The organism is Vibrio sp. MACH09, from assembly GCF_033238805.1.
GTDB lineage: Bacteria > Pseudomonadota > Gammaproteobacteria > Enterobacterales > Vibrionaceae > Vibrio.
In genome coordinates this window covers 37,304-54,131 of record NZ_BSFZ01000002.1, presented here as the reverse complement: position 1 = coordinate 54,131, position 16,828 = coordinate 37,304, and the positions used below count along the sequence as shown (strand labels likewise).

General features: G+C 42.1%; 16 protein-coding genes and 2 pseudogenes. 13 read left to right on the top strand and 5 right to left on the bottom strand.

Annotated features, from left to right (window positions below):
• Positions 1 to 31: 31 nt before the first annotated feature.
• Positions 32 to 181: pseudogene (locus CHJ_RS15440) on the top strand (LysR family transcriptional regulator); the annotation flags it as partial.
• A 7-nt stretch (positions 182 to 188) separates the two neighbouring features.
• On the opposite strand, the gene CHJ_RS15435 reads toward CHJ_RS15440, so the two are convergent.
• Positions 189 to 623 (bottom strand): MarR family winged helix-turn-helix transcriptional regulator, encoded by a 435-nt coding sequence (locus CHJ_RS15435; RefSeq protein WP_317918178.1) that lies wholly within the window; start codon positions 621 to 623, stop codon positions 189 to 191.
• 146 nt (positions 624 to 769) lie between these two features.
• Here CHJ_RS15435 and CHJ_RS15430 point away from each other — a divergent pair, with 146 nt between their 5' ends.
• From CHJ_RS15430 to CHJ_RS15420, 3 genes are read left to right on the top strand one after another with little or no spacing between them, the layout of a single operon-like run.
• A complete protein-coding gene (locus CHJ_RS15430) occupies positions 770 to 1,441 on the top strand; it encodes a glutathione S-transferase family protein (protein WP_317918177.1) in 672 nt (223 codons plus the stop codon).
• A 12-nt stretch (positions 1,442 to 1,453) separates the two neighbouring features.
• Positions 1,454 to 2,392: a glutathione S-transferase family protein gene (locus CHJ_RS15425; protein WP_317918176.1), complete on the top strand. Its 939-nt coding sequence runs from the start codon at positions 1,454 to 1,456 to the stop codon at positions 2,390 to 2,392.
• An 11-nt stretch (positions 2,393 to 2,403) separates the two neighbouring features.
• Positions 2,404 to 3,201 (top strand): glutathione S-transferase family protein, encoded by a 798-nt coding sequence (locus CHJ_RS15420; protein WP_317918175.1) that lies wholly within the window; start codon positions 2,404 to 2,406, stop codon positions 3,199 to 3,201.
• A gap of 70 nt (positions 3,202 to 3,271) precedes the next feature.
• Here CHJ_RS15420 and CHJ_RS15415 read toward each other — a convergent pair whose 3' ends face one another.
• Positions 3,272 to 3,934 (bottom strand): GntR family transcriptional regulator, encoded by a 663-nt coding sequence (locus CHJ_RS15415; RefSeq protein WP_317918174.1) that lies wholly within the window; start codon positions 3,932 to 3,934, stop codon positions 3,272 to 3,274.
• A 222-nt stretch (positions 3,935 to 4,156) separates the two neighbouring features.
• On the opposite strand from CHJ_RS15415, the gene CHJ_RS15410 reads away from it, so the two are divergent.
• Genes CHJ_RS15410 through CHJ_RS15395 form a run of 4 tightly spaced genes read left to right on the top strand, consistent with a single transcriptional unit; the run spans position 4,157 to position 8,469 of the window.
• Positions 4,157 to 4,510: a UxaA family hydrolase gene (locus CHJ_RS15410; RefSeq protein WP_171751585.1), complete on the top strand. Its 354-nt coding sequence runs from the start codon at positions 4,157 to 4,159 to the stop codon at positions 4,508 to 4,510.
• A 2-nt stretch (positions 4,511 to 4,512) separates the two neighbouring features.
• The gene (locus CHJ_RS15405; protein ID WP_317918173.1) at positions 4,513 to 5,688 is read left to right on the top strand and encodes a UxaA family hydrolase; all 1,176 of its coding nucleotides are present in this window, start codon (positions 4,513 to 4,515) and stop codon (positions 5,686 to 5,688) included.
• 55 nt (positions 5,689 to 5,743) lie between these two features.
• Positions 5,744 to 6,865, top strand: a complete 1,122-nt coding sequence (locus tag CHJ_RS15400; protein WP_171751587.1) for a mandelate racemase/muconate lactonizing enzyme family protein — start codon at positions 5,744 to 5,746, stop codon at positions 6,863 to 6,865.
• Positions 6,866 to 6,909: 44 nt separating this feature from the next.
• The gene (locus CHJ_RS15395; protein ID WP_317918172.1) at positions 6,910 to 8,469 is read left to right on the top strand and encodes a BCCT family transporter; all 1,560 of its coding nucleotides are present in this window, start codon (positions 6,910 to 6,912) and stop codon (positions 8,467 to 8,469) included.
• Between the two features lie 121 nt (positions 8,470 to 8,590).
• On the opposite strand, the gene CHJ_RS15390 is transcribed toward CHJ_RS15395, so the two are convergent.
• Positions 8,591 to 11,608, bottom strand: a complete 3,018-nt coding sequence (locus tag CHJ_RS15390) for an efflux RND transporter permease subunit (protein WP_317918171.1) — start codon at positions 11,606 to 11,608, stop codon at positions 8,591 to 8,593.
• Positions 11,609 to 11,620: 12 nt separating this feature from the next.
• Positions 11,621 to 12,412, bottom strand: coding sequence for an efflux RND transporter periplasmic adaptor subunit (locus tag CHJ_RS15385; protein ID WP_317918170.1), 792 nt, complete (start codon positions 12,410 to 12,412; stop codon positions 11,621 to 11,623).
• A 161-nt stretch (positions 12,413 to 12,573) separates the two neighbouring features.
• On the opposite strand from CHJ_RS15385, the gene CHJ_RS15380 reads away from it, so the two are divergent.
• The 4 genes and pseudogenes from CHJ_RS15380 to CHJ_RS15365 form a co-directional block, all read left to right on the top strand.
• Complete coding sequence (locus CHJ_RS15380) at positions 12,574 to 13,257, top strand: response regulator transcription factor (protein WP_317918169.1); 684 nt, start codon at positions 12,574 to 12,576, stop codon at positions 13,255 to 13,257.
• Positions 13,254 to 14,525, top strand: coding sequence for a sensor histidine kinase (locus CHJ_RS15375; RefSeq protein ID WP_317918168.1), 1,272 nt, complete (start codon positions 13,254 to 13,256; stop codon positions 14,523 to 14,525). Before CHJ_RS15380 ends, CHJ_RS15375 begins: the two co-directional genes overlap by 4 nt.
• Before the next feature lie 10 nt (positions 14,526 to 14,535).
• Positions 14,536 to 14,691 carry a hypothetical protein gene (locus CHJ_RS15370; RefSeq protein WP_317918167.1) on the top strand — a complete coding sequence of 52 codons (156 nt, stop codon included), beginning with the start codon at positions 14,536 to 14,538 and terminating at the stop codon, positions 14,689 to 14,691.
• Positions 14,692 to 14,939: 248 nt separating this feature from the next.
• Positions 14,940 to 15,206, top strand: a pseudogene (locus CHJ_RS15365) (DUF1801 domain-containing protein); the annotation flags it as partial.
• Positions 15,207 to 15,225: 19 nt separating this feature from the next.
• On the opposite strand, the gene CHJ_RS15360 reads toward CHJ_RS15365, so the two are convergent.
• Positions 15,226 to 16,110 (bottom strand): LysR family transcriptional regulator, encoded by an 885-nt coding sequence (locus tag CHJ_RS15360; RefSeq protein ID WP_317918166.1) that lies wholly within the window; start codon positions 16,108 to 16,110, stop codon positions 15,226 to 15,228.
• 140 nt (positions 16,111 to 16,250) lie between these two features.
• On the opposite strand from CHJ_RS15360, the gene CHJ_RS15355 reads away from it, so the two are divergent.
• Positions 16,251 to 16,757: a YgjV family protein gene (locus CHJ_RS15355; protein ID WP_317918165.1), complete on the top strand. Its 507-nt coding sequence runs from the start codon at positions 16,251 to 16,253 to the stop codon at positions 16,755 to 16,757.
• The last annotated feature ends 71 nt before the right edge of the window (positions 16,758 to 16,828 follow it).

The following is a 16,828-nucleotide window of genomic DNA, read 5'->3' as shown; positions in this document are numbered from 1 at the left end:
TCGGCATTCATTATTGCTGGCGCAAGAAGGGTTGCTAGAGGATTACTCTTTACCTGAGCATGCCATTTACGCTGTTTACCCTGAAAGACGGCATCTGCCTGAAAAAGTAAAAGTGTTTATTCAGTTTATTAAGCAAAAGTTGGGCGGCGGATCTGGGTACTGGGATAAAGAGTTGTCATGAGCCCGTGTTAGATTTTTTTAATTAAATCATAGAGCTGCTTTGACTCTTCTTCAGTTAACCCGTTTATCTTCATATCCAGTAATTGTTTGTCTGCGTCGATATGAGCGTTACTGCCTTGCTCTGTCAAATGAATGTAAACAATACGCTGATCTTCTGAGCTGCGTTGTTTCTCAATTAAGCCTGCGGCCATTAATTTGTTTAATGCCCGAGATACATTGGGACTATCGTCGATCATTGTTTGCTTAATCTGATTCACTGTTAGGCATTGCTCTGGAGCAAATGAAAGAGCATGTAAGATATTTAGCTGGATCATTGAGATATTCATAGGCGTCAAGCGGCGAGCTATTTCACTTTTAAACTCTTGCCCGATGCAGGTGAGCAAGCCGATAAGTTTTGTCTCTACGCTCAAATCCGCGTCGATAATTGCTTTTTTATTTGCCAAGAAATATCTCCCTTTTAGTCGCTAGCCATTTTATCTCACATCTAGATCTATCTCATCTACTATCTTGTAATTAAATATTCCTTGTATTTATATTCCATGGAATATATTATTTCGATTGTTCAAGTCCTAACCAATAAGGTTTACAAATGTTGACCATTCATCATTTAGAAAATTCGCAGTCAATACGTATTTTGTGGTTACTAGAAGAATTAGGAGTGGATTACGATATTCAATACTATCAGCGTGTTGGGCCTCAAACTCTTGCACCAGAACAGTATAAAAAACTTCATGTTATAGGCACTTCACCAATCATAACCGATGGTGATCTAGTGTTGCCAGAAACAGGGGCGATCGTTGATTACATCCTTGATCAGTACCCTGATAGCCCGTTAAGGCCAGCGCCAAAAACTGAGCAGCGGACACGTTATCTGTATTGGATACATGCAACTCAAGCTAGCTTTATGCCTTTGCTACTGGATGCGCTGATTTTCAAGCGCATGATCTCAAAGTCTCCCTTTTTCATTCGCCCCTTGATCGCTTTAATCGTAAATAAAGTTCGCGATAGTTATTTGTGGGTACGTTATCACCGTCATCTTACTTATATGGAACAAGAGCTATCTCGTTCCACTTGGTTGTCAGGAGAAGAACTTACCGCAGCAGATATCGTCATGGGATATTGCTTAGAAGTTGCAGAAGTACGTACTGGGATAGGTCACCACTATCCAAACATAGAAAAATTCTTAGCAGGTATGCGATCAAGACCAGCGTATCAGTCAGCCATGAAAAAGAATGGCAATTTTAAACCATTAGCGGAATAAGGCGACATCACAATGACTAACAACGCACCTCTTATCTTCCATCACAAAAACGTATCTCCGTACTCTGAGAAAATTCGTTTGATGTTGGGCTATGCAGAGTGCCACTGGCAATCTGTTCTTGTCCCTTTAACCCCACCAAGACTCTCTTTAGATACGCTTATTGACGGTTATCGTCGGATTCCAGTGGCTCAGATTGGCGCCGATGTGTTTTGTGACACCCGCATAATCTCAGCGGAGATCGCGTTATTAACGGACAAACCTCAGTTGAACCCATTTGCACAATCAGAACAACATTGGCGGCGAGCTGAATACATTGAAAGTGACATATTTCAGGTAGCGCTTAACTCTCTAAACGTGCTGGGATTGGTACGAGCTATGCTATCTCAAATTCCTTTAAATCAACTAGTTAATTACCTGTCTGACAAGAAGTTTCTTTATGAAAACAGCCACCCTGATTTGATTGCTAATGCGCGTAGCAGAGCAGAGAGCAAAGCGCTATGGCAGCAGTATCTTGATGAATTAGAAGCGAGCTTGACTAACGATTTCTTAACGGGAAAAGAGCCTCAGTATGTGGACTTTTGTGCCGTTCACCTGATTTGGTTTCGAATGGGAATGGAAGGCTCCGTTTTGTTTAAACGTCGAGCTAAGTTAAAAAGCTGGTACCAAAAAATGACCAACTTTAATCATGGAAAGTCGATAGATATCTCTGCAATTGATGCGATATCAGAGGCTAAGAATGCCCAGCCACGAGTGTTGGCTCCTGACATGCTTCAGAGCGCGAGAATAGGTAAGCGTGTCTCGGTTGCCACCACGGATGTATTGGTAGGTGAAACTCATGGTTGCCTCGTAGGTGAAAATGATGAACGCTGGATAATCGCGAAACAAAATCAAGCAACGGGGTTGGTACATATCCACTTTCCTAAAACAACGTATTTATTAACAGAGCTTTAAAGGTTATATCAATGCAAACTATTTATTCTGAAAAAGTAACAGACCTACAGCTGTATTATCATCCGCTTTCAAATTGTGCAGGAAGGGTACTATTAGCTATTGAGGAGAAAGGGTTAAATGTAGAGAAGCATCTGATCGACTTGATGAGAAGCAAGCAACTAACCGATGAATATATTGCTGTCAATCCCAAAGGGGAAGTACCTGCCATTGTTCACAACGGTAAAGCGATGCATGAGTCGGTGGATATACTAAGATATCTCGAACAAGAATTTCCGCAAGTCAGGTTAAGCCCTTTAGAAGATGATCTACGAGAGGAGATGGAAGAGTGGTTAGATGCAGCGGCTAAATCTCATGAATCTGGTGTGGTGAACTACGTATATGCTAACGGTTATGGCCGACTGCCAACGCCGCGAGATTGGAAGTTTTATCAAGCTCATATACCTCATCGAACTCAATTTCACATTAACCGAAGAAAAGGTTTGGTTGCTAACGATAAAGAGCAGGCAGATCAGGTGCTGTACCAACAATTTATTAAACTTGAAAAAGCGTTAGAAGATAAAGATTACCTCGTAGGAAATACGTATTCATTGGCAGACATAGCTTGGTTTCCTAATACGTTGGTATTACGGGTACTTGGCTACTCCTTTTCACAATATCCAAATATTCAGCAATGGATCAAACGCATTGAGTCCCGCCCTGCATTTAAAAAAGGTTTTCGCAAGGCGTTACCTCCAGTCCCCCTTTCGGTATTAGGCCCGAACGCTCGGTGTATGACGAAAGTATTGAGGAAAACTGGCGGTCGTTATTAGGCGGCTAAATAAGAGATGTAGCAGCCAACATCTTCACTATTGAAGATCTGGCTGCTTTATATTTTCTCTATTACTGCTGTGTTCTATTGGGAAGTTTTTTGCCTACATCCTTGAATGTGGATATGTGCTCTTCAGCATGATAGGCGGCAGTTTGTGGGTCATTGGCGCAAATAGCATCCACCAAAGGTTGATGTGCTTTTATTATTGTTCTTGGATCATAGGTTTCTAAGTCGATAGAAAAGAACAGTAACATCTGATTGGATAAGTTTCGGTAGATGTTGATCAGGCGACTATTTCCACTTAATGACACTATGAGTGAATGGAAATCCAGTTCGAAACGACTTTTACGCTGCGTGGTTATCTGATTTTTTTCAACATCTTGTGCAAACTCTTGCATTAATGTTGTCAGTTTCGCTTTGTCTTTATCATCTACTTTTGTCGCGGCCAACCAAGCGGCACGTGATTCAATGGCAATCCTTAAATGGTAAATCTCCCAAATATCATGCTCATCGATCTCTATGACTTGCCAGCCAACATATGGGATCTGTACCACTAAACCTTCATGAGACAAGGTGTTGAGCGCCATTCGTGTGGTACTTCTGGATAGCTCAAGCTCTTTGGCAAGCGTACTTTCCACGATTTTTTCACCCATTTTGTAGCTGCCAGTAAGGATTAGATCTCGTAAATACCCGGCTGCCTGTTCTTCAAGACTGCTTTTATTAAATTTCGCCATTACACCAAACCATCGTTGTTTTTATTACTAACTATCTATTAATAAACATATTTCTACTGGAATTATAGAAATTCATTCTGTTTGTTGTCACAGAATTTATTGTGACGATTGTCCAACAATTTATCAATAAAAGCCAGAAATGAAATAAATATGATCTATTTCTCATTTCTAAAGTCCTTTTTTCGTATAATTGCCCCACTGTAGATTGTCGGACAATCCTCAATGGATAAAAAAACAAACAATAAAGTTAAAGCGATTCGCCTAGCGTCATGCGACAACGTTGCAACATTGCTGGCGGACGTCGCAAAGGGTGACAAGGTGGATGTCATTGATGAGAACAACAAATTTGTTGCTGAGCTAGAGGCGCTGCAAGTCATTTCGATGGGCAACAAAATTGCGTTAACAGAGATAAATAAAGGGCAAGAAGTAACAAAAGCCAATTATTCCATCGGTGTTGCGATTGAACTCATTGCGATTGGTAATTTAGTCCACGTACAAAATGTGAGAAGTACGCGGGTTGATATTCCTGAACCAATCATTCAACAAATCATTCAGCAGATGCAGATAGAGTGTTAAGTATGAAGGTTTTTCAAGGTTATAGGCGTGCGGATGGACAAGTGGGTATCCGCAACCACATTTTGATTTTGGCTATTGATGAGTGTGCGGAAGGCATTGCTCAGGCAATTAAGCAAAAAGTGCCAGAAACAGTCATTGTAACTAACCATTACACCTGTATGTATGGTGGAAATGAAGAGATGGTTAATGTCATGGTTGGCGCTGCTACAAACCCGAATATTGCAGGGGTGTTGGTGCTTAATATGGGCTGTGGAAGTATTGACCCTGAGCTAATTATTGCCCCGATAAAAGCGGCTAAAAAGCCAGTTTTTAATCTTTCCATCATTAAGTCAAGAGGGACTCGATTAACCATAAACGAAGGGGTGCAACTGGCAAACGAGTTGGTGAGCATTGCTGAACAAACCACCCCAGAACCAACCCCTATCAGCGAATTGGTTGTTGGTATTAAGTGTGGCGGGTCTGACACCAGTTCTGGTATCGCGTCAAATCCGGCGGTTGGCTATGCCGCAGATCAACTGGTTGACTTAGGTGCGACCTGTATCGCCGGAGAGTTGATCGAGTTAATTACCTGCGAAGAGATATTAAAGAAACGAGCGGTGAATAGTGATGTTGCTGAAAAAATTGAGCGACTCATTATGGAAGAAGAGCGCCGTTGGCATATCGAAGGCACTGATGTCGAAACAATGAGTATCGGCAACAGTATCGGTGGCCTAACCACGCTAGAAGAAAAAGCGCTTGGGGCACTTCATAAAACCGGTACTCGAGACATTCAAGATGTGCTGGAAATTAACCCTCAAGGTATTCAAAAGCCCTCAGCAACTGGTTTTTATCTGTCTGAAGTTACCCACCTATGTGGCGGTTCAGGAATGCATTTCGCTGCTTTAGGTGCACATATTATCTTGTGGACAACAGGCGGTGCTGGCTTCAACAACCCAATTGTTCCTGTCATTCGTGTTAGCGGTAATGCTAGCCAAATCACCGAAGACATTGATGTTGATGTAAGCGGCATTATGTCGGCAGAACTGAGTGTTGTTGATGGTGGCAAAGCAGTATTACGTTGTTTAGACACCATTATCCAAGGCGAAAAAACCGTTATTGAAGATATCGGTTATGCCTTCTGTTCCCTGTATCAAAAAGACCAACGTTTAGAGCAGTTGATCTGTAAAGAATCATTATAAATTTTATTTCCTAACTCTATGGAGCTCTCACCGTTGTATCGTGAGAGATAAAGATATGCGTATTACCGATGTAGAAGTGATTTGTCTTCGAGTTCCGGCGGCAAATGAAGAGTGTGAATGGGGCGAAGACGCCGTTATTGTCAAGGTTCATACCGACCAAGGAATTATTGGAATTGGTGAAGCGGACAGTTCACCAGAAGTAGTAAGAGCATGTATTGAAACGACCAATTCAAATTTATATTGCTATGGCCTAAAGCAACTGATTATGGGTGAGAACCCATTAGAAATTGAAAAGCTATGGAACAAAATGTATTGGGCATCAAACTACTTTGGTCGCCGTGGCGCGGGCATTCACGCCATCAGTGCTATTGATATCGCCTTGTGGGATATCGCCGGTCAGTATTATGGCGTTCCTGTCCACACACTACTGGGTGGAAAGTATCGCGATAAGATTCGTGCATACGGCACCTTTATTCCTGCCAGTAAACCAGAAGATAACCGTCAAATTGCTAAAGGCTTGGTTGAGCAAGGCTTTACCAGTATTAAGTTTGGTGGCGGTGTTTTTGGGGATGACCCTGAAACGGATTATCAAATCGTTAAGCATGTTCGCGAAGCGGTGGGCAATGATATTGAAGTCCAAATTGACCTTGCATCCAAGTGGCGTACGTCTGGTCACTCTGCTTACATGTGTAAAGAACTGGCTGAGTTTAACCTCAATTGGGTAGAAGAGCCTGTTCTAGCTGATGACTTATCCGGCTACGCAAAACTATCAAATAAGGTGGATGCAAAACTGGCTGGTGGTGAGTCATTAACCACTCGTTATGAGTTCCAATCCTTCTTGGAACATTCTCAGGTGGATATTGTACAACCGGATATTACACGTTGTGGTGGTATCACTGAGATGAAAAAAATCTACGATTTGGCCCAGCTTCACGGTGTCCAACTTGTTCCCCACGGTTTCAGCACGGGTATTTTATTGGCTGCTTCCGTTCACTTTTTGGCTGCTTGTGAGCACGGCACTCTTATGGAGTATTCGCAAAGCCAAAGCCCTCTATTTACTGACCTTGTCACTAATCGACTGCTATTTGATAACGGTTTTGTGCCTGTTCCGGATAAACCTGGACTGGGGATAGAACTTAGCGATTCCATCATTGAGCAGTTCCGCGTTGATGCTTAGGGTCTGATGACCCTTCGCGTATAATTACACAGAGAATAATTAACATGAAACAAAATAATCGACAAATAGACAAGCCGTTGATGGTAATAAGTTTATCTACTATCTTCGGTATTGTTGCTGGGTTGTCGTTATTTCCTGAACAGGGGAATGCGATAGCTAAAACACTATTCACCATTTTAACGGAGCAGTTTGGAGAACTTTTCCTTCTGTTTGGTTTCTTTAGCGTCATCATTCTTGCCTGGTTAGGCTTTGGAAAACATGGCAGCATAAAATTTGGTGAAGGCGCACCTCAATACTCATTTTTTAACTATCTTGCCATGATGATCTGCGCTGGTTTAGGTTCTGCCACAGTTTACTGGGCATTTGTAGAGTGGGCTTACTACTATATGGGTCCACCAATGGGTATTGAACCATACAGTGCTACTGCTGCGGAGTGGGCGACAAGCTACAACATGTTCCACTGGGGTATCTCAGCCTGGTCGCTATATTGCATTGCATCATTACCTGTTGCTTACTCATTCCATGTTCGCAAAAACCCTCAGCTTAAATTGAGTGCAGTATGTGAAAGCATAATGGGGCGTTTTTACAACAATGCCATTGGTAAACTGATCGATACCATCTTTATCTTTAGCTGTGTTGGCGCGATGGGAATTACACTTGGTTTAAGTGTTCCTATGGTTTCTGCCGGGATTGCTTCACTTCTTGGTGTCGAAAACAGCTTTGGTATGAACGTAGGTTTAATGCTGGCAATTACTGCGCTATTTACTGTCAGTTCTTACGTTGGTATTGAAAAAGGAATGGCTAAGCTAAGTGATATGAACACCAAGCTGGCTGTTGTGTTTGTTCTTCTGGTTCTGATTGTTGGTCCTACGTCATTTATTATTGACCAAATGACCAATGGCTACGGACTGATGCTACAAAATTTCATTCGCATGAGCTTGTGGACTGACCCTATTGAAGGTGGTTCTTTCCCGACTTCATGGACAGTATTCTACTGGGCTTACTGGATGACATACGTTCCGTTTATGGCTCTGTTTGTAACAAAAGTATCTAAAGGACGTACGCTGAAAGAAGTGATCATCAGTATGGTTCTTGGTGGAAGTGCGGGTTGCTTTATCTTCTTCGGTGTTTTGGGTAGCTACAGCATGAGTACTCACCTAAATGATCTGGTGGATGTCACCGGGATGTTGTCCGAATCTGGGGGCGCCGCAACAGTAATAGAGGTACTTCGTACCTTACCAATGAGTTCACTGTTTATTGTAATATTTGCTGTGATGTCAACGCTGTTCCTCGCCACAACATTAGATTCTGCCTCGTTTACGTTGGCGGCCACGGCGGCAAACCAGCTTGATGAAGATGCTAACCCACCGACATTCCTACGTCTGTTCTGGTGTGTGATCTTGGCTGCGGTTCCATTAACCATGATGTTCATTGATGCGCCGTTAAGTACGATTCAAACACTGGCGATTGTGACTTCGCTTCCGCTGATGGTGGTTATTTTTATCATGCTTTATGGTTTCTTTAAGTGGATTAATAACCCTGATGATGTACATGAGCAAACGGCTGAGCAAGAAGAAGTATTAACGCTACAAGAAGAAAACTAATAACCGGTCAGCTTAAAACACTTTAAGACAACCTAAAAAGCCCTCAATAGTTAAATGCACTATTGAGGGCTTATTTTTATGGTATGCCATTTATTACTATGGCGCTAATATTACTATGACGCTAGCTCGTAGGTGTCTGTTTACGAGCAAAGCACAATGCATACAGCGCAGGTATAACCAAGAGCACCACAGGTAATGAAAAGAGTAACCCATAGCCCAACGTTAACGACATAGGACCCATATAGACATCGGTTCCACCAAAGCCATAAGCCAAAGGTAGTAACCCTACTACTGTGGTAATGGAAGTAAGAAGAATTGGCCTTAACCGGCTTACTGACGCTTCAATAACCGCCTCTAACGGGGCAATACCATTTGCTCGTAGCTCATTTATTCGGTTGATGAGAACCAGCGAGTTATTCACAACTACCCCGGTCATACCAAGAACGCCAATAAGAGCAAACATAGAAAGCGCTTGTATGTGAACAACCAGAGACATTAGCGCCGCAATGACAGCAAATGGAATAACCGCCATAACAAGTAATGGTTGCAGCAGTGAGTTAAACATTATTGCCAATACGAAATAGATGGCGACCATAGCGGAAGGGAATGCCACCAAGAAACCACTCATAGTTTCATTTGTGCTTTCTGCTTCTCCGCCAATATCAATGGTGACGTTTTGTGCGTATTTACCTTTGATACTGTCAATTAAGTCGTTTGACAAAGTCACGGAAGAGATGGCGTCATCTGTTATCTGTGCCGTCACCGTCACTTCTCTTTCGCCGTTGTAATGTTTTATTAATCGAGGTGCTTCGATCTGTTCCACTTTTGCTAAGCGACTTAATGGAACCTGACGACCATCACTGGTGTAAATTTTGGTAACTTTAAGCTTATTTATCTCTCGGAATGGTTCATCCAAAATAACACGAATATCGACTTCTTGATCACCTAACCAAGTGGAACTCACGCTATTACCATCAAAAGCAATTCGTAGAGTAGAGGCTAAGTCAGAAACAGATAACCCATATTTTGCTAGCCAATCATATTGAGGCACGACATTGAGCTGTGGGTCTTTAAGTGCTTCGTTATTTGTAATATCACTAATGCCATCTTGTTGTTCAAGCCATTGTGTGACTAACATGACAGCGCTGTCTCGCTCTGCCGTCGTTCCACCCAATACTCGGATTGCAATGGGGTCACCGGGAGGAGGTCCACCCGCATCCACTGAGAATCGAACAAACATATCATCACTTAACTGGCCAATTTGGCTATTCAGTTGAGCAATTATCTCTTCTGCTGTGCGCTCTCTCTGTTGATAATCGGTAAGGTTTATTTGTCCCGAACTGATAGGAGAAGAGTAGGCCATTTGATAGCTGACCAGTTCATTGTCTGGTAATGCTTTTATCGCTTCTTCGATCTTATTGTGAGCTTCTCTTACATGAGATAATGGTGTTCCCGGTTTCACTTCGCTAACTATCTCTATGTATTTTGCGGCTTCAACTGGAAATATGTCTAACTTTAAGTTTGTAATCATACCAACGCTTGCTGCACTGCTGATAAGCGCAATCATGACCACGGATTTTTTATAACTTAAACAGAGACGTAATGTTCTCTGATACCACTCACTGACAACTTTTAAGCGGTCTTCATCATGGCTGTTGTTTTTGCTTTCTAATGAACTGGATAAATGCGCAGGCAGGGTAAATGTACACTCCGCTAGAGAGAAGAGCAGAGCGGCAATAACGGTTATAGGGATAACCATGACAACTTTTCCCATAGAGCCGGGAATAAACATCATTGGAATAAATACGAGAGCGGTTGTGGTTAAACTCGCAAGAATCGGTTTGATAACCTTTTTGGTGCCAGATATTGCCGCATCAACGCCTGTTTCTCCTCGCTCTTTTTGCTGGTAAATACTTTCAGCAACAATCACCGAGTCATCAACAATAATGCCAATAACCAACAACAAAGCCGCCAGGGTAACACTATCCAGATTAAGGCCAGCCAAAGGCAATACAATCATCACACCTAAAATACAGAAAGGGATGGATAGAGAGACCCAAAATGCAATTTGGCGCTTTAAAATTAAGCTGAGAACGAGCAACACTAAGATAAGGCCGATCATGCCATTTGTAGATACGATGGAGAACTTGCTGTTCATATCATCAGCAAGGTTTAATCCTAGCTCAAACTGATAGAGATCGGTTTCATCTTGCATCTCATTAATTAGTGCCTTGATGTTGTCCACGGTGGTAATGATGTCTGCATTTCCAGAATTAGTCACAGAAAATAGTATGGCGGACTGACCATTAATAACCCCTTGCTGAGTTGCCTTAGCGAAGGTGTCTTCAATCTTGGCCACATCAGAGATCTTAACAATTGTGCCGTTATCCAACGCCTTTATTACAATGTTACCAATATCGCTGGTTGACTGAACCTGAGTCATGGTGACGATTTTTTGCTCATTACTCCAAGATTCAACGACACCTCCTGATTGTGACAAACTGTGTTGTTCAATCGCAGAACTAATATCTTGCAGTGTGACAAGGTAGCGGCTGGCTTTGTCTGGATCAATTTCTACCCAGAACTCACGTTCGTTATAGCCGCTCATACTGACCGTACTGACTCCCGAAACATTGAGTAATTTCTTCTCTAACTGCCGTGCGTATTGTTGCAAAATGGATTGATCACCGTTGCTATCGATCAGACTGACGCCAAATGTGAACACCTCAAATGAGGATGTTTGTCGTTGAGTCACAACAGGAGGAGCCGTGATATCTTTAGGCAGGCCACTTACTCGATCTACTGCTTGCTGGATATCACGCATAACTTTGACAGAGTCTTCTCCCGGTAGGAATTCAAGCGAAATGAAAGAAGCACCATCACTTGACTCTGAAGAGTAAAAGTTTATTCCTTGAACGCTACGAAGCTCTTTTTCTATCGGGTTGGTAATGTTTAGCTCAATATCTTGTGCGGTTGCTCCCGGGTAGAAGGTTTGAATGTCGGCAGATTCAAACGCGACATCCGGATACTCTTGCAGTTTTAGAGTCCATAGTGAAGCGATACCCGTAATAAGCACCATAACGGTAATAATACGTGCTAAAAAGCGCCGTTTGGCGAAATATGCAATGAATGATGACATATTGTGTTCCTATTAGTGACTTTGATTAGAACTCGAGTTGTGGCTAACGTCAGTAGAAGCGTAAATAGACATCCCGGGTTTTAACGTATGGTCTGCGTTGGGTATTTCGACTTCTATAGGATAGGCATGGGTGGTGTTTTCCATCTCAACACCAATTCGTTTAATGGTGGACTGGATTTTGTTTTCTGGCGCCGTTTCAGACCATAGTTCGATAGGCTGATTAATGGATAATTTAGTGATATCGTGTTCACTTGCCAGCAAGCGAATAGTTAAGGTATCGATATTGACCAGTTGATAGAGAAGGTCACCTTGATTAACCCATGCTCCATTTTCTGCATTTCGAGTCACAACGACCCCTTCAATATTGGCGGCCACTTGAGTATTGTTTCTTTTTTTCTTTGCTTCTTTTAGTTCAATTTGAGCAAGCTCTAAACTCGCTTTGGCATTGAGATATTCAGCTTTAGCAATATCTAAATCATTTTCAGATAGGCTTTTTTTGCTAACAAGCTCTGTATAGCGTTGATATGTTGCTTGTTTTAACTGTAAATCCGCTTGTGCTAATGACAAACTTGCTTGTTTTTTTGCAACATCGAAGTCGAAATCCTCGGTTTTGATGCTGACAAGTATGTCGTGTTTGTTTACAACATCTCCTGTCTCCATATGGGCAAGATCAATAACGCCGTTAACTTCTGCTACGACGCTCTGTTTATTTTTGCTTTCAACTTGTCCCAAAAGGTCAATCGCTAAGGTGGGTAAAGTGATGACCAAACTTGCAACAAAGATGCTAAGTGTTTTTATTTGCATGGCATTTTCCTCTTATCTGATGAAGCAAGTTTGTCTTGGAGGATGTCGAGTTTTTGTCGAATTGGGTTCGACAGAAGAAAAAAATTGCCTCACACTCAATTTGACATTTATTCGACAAGCGTTGTTTCAGCATGGGTGATAGGCCGTTACAGGGGTAGAAGATGATTGAAGGTAGCCGAATTCTGGTAGTAGAAGACAATGAAGAGTTACAAGGTATCTTGGCTGACTTTTTGGAAGTGAAAGGTGCCGATGTAGATTTTGCCGGTAATGGTGTCCTTGGGCTGGATTTAGCGCTAGCAAATGACTTTGATGCCATTGTTCTTGATGTGATGCTGCCAAGAAAAGATGGTATGCAAGTGGCTAAGGAACTAAGAGAAAACGGTTGTACAACGCCGATCTTAATGTTGACAGCATTGAATGGGCAGGAAGATCTGTTGTCTGGGTTTGAATCCGGTGTCGATGACTTTATAAGCAAGCCTTTTCAGTTTCCAGAACTTGAGGTGAGATTGGTTTCCTTGATAAAGCGTTACAAAGGGCAAGTGGCACAGACTCGGTTAACTTATGGTGAGCTGTCGATTGATGCGAAAACTCATACTGTAAAAAGGGCTAATGTTCTATTAGAAACGACGCCTGCGATGTATCAGATTTTACTCGAGTTGGTGAAAGCACAGGGAGAGGTCGTTTCTCGAGAGACTCTAACATACCAGCTCTGGGGAGAAGAGATTCCGGATAAAGATGTGTTACGAAGCCATATTTACTTGCTGAGAAATGTGCTGGATAAGCCTTTTGATTTTCCTATGTTAATCACGGTGCCTAAATTTGGTTTTAAATTGGTGGCACAATGATAGCGTTAAAAAAGGTGTTTAAAGCGTATCGGGGCAGCTCCATCAAAGATGTTAAGGCTCGCTTGCTGATTACTTTTTCGTTTATCGCTTTAACGACTTCATTTATCGTATTTTTCGCATTTTCAATTCGATTAGTCGTCTTTGAAGATAGCCAGATAGAAAGCCATTTAACCTCATTTCAAGATATTGCTGTCGATTATTATCAACTTAATCCAGTGAAGAAAGCCTCATTAAGTGCGCATGTTACCGCGTATTATGGTGCAGAGGCATTGCCAGAAAAATTCATGAATCATTACCCATATGCTTTAGATGAAGTAAGCCGATTTCGTTCGTATAACAGCGATGGCTATATGGTCTTTCATCGTGAATTCAACTTCGGAGATAAAACGGTTCCGATGTACTTAACGATTGACTCTAGAGCCATTGAGTTTGGTGATGACAGTTGGGCAGATTTGATGGGTGTATCCATGTTATTGATGGTGTTTTTGATTCTGGTCTTGCGATTCTCTCTTCGACGGGTATTTGATGGATTAATGTCACCAGTATCAGAACTGAATGGCCAATTAGTTCGTTCTCAAGACGCCGAATTCTCAGTATCCGATCGCGCTATTGACGAGTTAAAACAGTTAACCTCTCATCTGAACCAATATCGACAGATGAAAGAGCGAGTGGCTAAACAGGAGTTAATGTTTGCAAAGTATGCCAGTCATGAGCTAAAAACGCCGATTGCTGTGGTGCTTGGCGCTGCTAATCTGCAACCGATGAAGCAAGATAAAGACTTTCAGGAGAAGCAGCGACAACGAATATTAACCGCCGCGACGGGTATGCATGAGACAGTCGAGGTGCTTCTTAATATTGTTAAACAGGAGAATGCCAGCAGTAGACAGGGACTTTTTCCTGTCACGCACCAGTCATTTGACCTGTCGAGTTATCAAAACAAGTTAGCGGAAAATGTAGAGCTGCAATTAACGGTTGAAGAGAACACGCAGATAAACTTACCTGATAGCGTATTGCGGATGGTGATCAATAATCTGGTCGAAAATGCGATTCGTTTTACCAAAACAGGCCGCATCAATATTTTCATTAGTTCTACCAGAATTCAAGTGGTTGATACTGGAACTGGATTGACAGATAAACCAGAAACAGAGCATGGTTTAGGGCTGCTTATTGTAGAGCGAATATGCCAGAGTTATGGCTGGGTATGTAAGCTGGAAAACAACGCCGAAGCTAAAGGGTGTATTGTCACCATGGATAAGCGTGAGCTATAAGGGGAAGAGAATGGACAAGGCAGTTCAACAGAGGTTTAACGATTATCCGCAAGATGTTCAACCATTTATGGTGCAGTTAAGAGAGTTGATTTTTGAGCTAGCGTCAGAATTGGCACTCGGGGACGTTACCGAGACGACAAAATGGGGAGAGCTCAGGGTCTGTTGACCTTTCGAGAACAGATTTTGTTCAATCTGAAAGCGGTTTGAGTAAGGCATGAGGAGAGCAGCATAGTTATTCTATGTAAACGACTCATAACACAGCTCAAGGCGTTTTCAGATGAACCCTTCGGGCAGCGTTTGTTGGCACTTTCTACTGCGTTATCACCTGATTTGTGTAGATGACTACACTTCACAGGTGCTGCCTTGTATAAAGCACCAACAAAAAGCTGCAAAAATAGTCGCGAAAGGTCAACAGACCCTAGTTATCACGTTAAAACCGGTAGTCCAGTGCGGATGGATTGGAAGCTGAAGACGCCTAATCACTGTTATCTCTACTTTAATTGCCAAACAAAGCTGGTGGATACGTTTCGGCAGCTGTATGAATCTGAATTAGAGTTTCAAGGCAACAGAGCCATAGTGATGAATATTACGCAACCTTTGCCAGAAAAAGAGCTTCGTCACTGTTTAACACTCGCCTTGACCTATAAAAGAGTGAATCATTTACCTCTGTTAGGAGCCTAAAGAGCAAGAAATTTAGTGATTAACAAACGTCATTTTTGGTGACAGTTAGGTCAACAGTTTCAATAAACTTCTCTTTTACGGGATCCGGCCTTTGTGGGTTCCATAGTAACCCTATACTCCATTTAGCGTATGACCCTTTTAAAGGAATAAATCGAATTTGGCCTTGGCTGATACGAGCTACACTTGCAGGAACAATGGAATAGCCAAGGCGAGCAGAGACGAGAGCAAGTAGAGTTAGAATATGATCTGTCTCTTGTATGGTGTGTGGTTTTTGCTGAATATTGTGCAGGTAAGTATGTATCTGTCGAGTTATCGTTGGGTTTTTTCGTGTGCTTAAACTCAAGTAATTTAACTGGCTGAGTGACGCCCAAAGGTTATTTTCATCAATATCTTCACTGTAATTTATTGCGATTGCCAGTTGGTCTGAAAAAAGAGGTAAAGCCGCCAGTGAAGATTCTATTGGGATTCTATCAAAGCCCAGTTGTATGCCGCCGGCTAGTAGTTCATCTATCTGCTTGTGAGAAGGCATGTCGTTAAGAGTCACGTGGACATTAGGGTATTGTTGTTTAAACATGGCGATGTATTTTGGTGCTTCGTGGTAAGTAGATATACCAAAAGCGATATTTAGATAGCCGTATGTCCCTTCTGCGACAAAACTTGATAATGTCCGAAAAGAGTCAACGTTTTCTATCATACGCCAAGCTTCAGGCAGTAAAGTTCTTCCTACTTGAGTCAAATCCGTTCCTTGCCTTCCTCGTTCAAAAAGAACCACATTGAGCTGTTGCTCCAACCTTTTTATTTTCTTAGTTAGCGCCGATTGAGTAATGCAAAGGTGCTCCGATGCAATGCGATAGTTTTTGTCGTGAGCCAGTTGGCAAAATGCTCTAAGTTGATCTATTTCCATTCCAATTAAGACTCAGATTGAGATTTTATTTCATTATACGGAATCACTTTCAGTTACTAAACTGGCTTTGTGAATTGCGGACATTTACATCTGAATTGTTGACACATCTTATAAAAAATCACAGAAATAGGCAGGCAGTAATGAATGAGTATGGTATCCAAGCACTAGGCTTTCTGGCATTCGGTTTTAATATTCTTGCCGCTTCAACCACAAATGATAATCGCATGAGAGCCATTATCTGCTTGTCATGCTTAACCTTTTCTATCCACTACACCTTATTGGGGGCATTTGTGGCGGGGATGAATCTGTTTGTGAACTCATTTAGAGCATTTGTTTCTTTGAGGTTCAAAGGCACCAAGGTCTTTTTTGTATTTGTTGTAATTCAACTGGTTATGAGCGCTTATTTCTACAGTGAACCTAGAGATGTTTTGCCGGCAATTGCATCTTTGTTTAGCTGCTATGCGCTGTTTTGTGCTGAAGGGAAGCGGATGCGATTCGCCTTCTTAATTTGCACCCTGATCTGGATGATCAATGCTGTTATTGTTGGTTCATATGGCGGGCTTATGAACGACTTTTTCAATGCCACGGTTTTGTGCATTACTATTGGCCGCCTTCGCAAAGAAGAGCGCGCAGTTGAAGAGTGTTAACGCTAAGTCAATAGAACAATATGTCTGGTAATCCAAATTAAAAGGCGCATAGAATTATGCGCCTTGGTTAG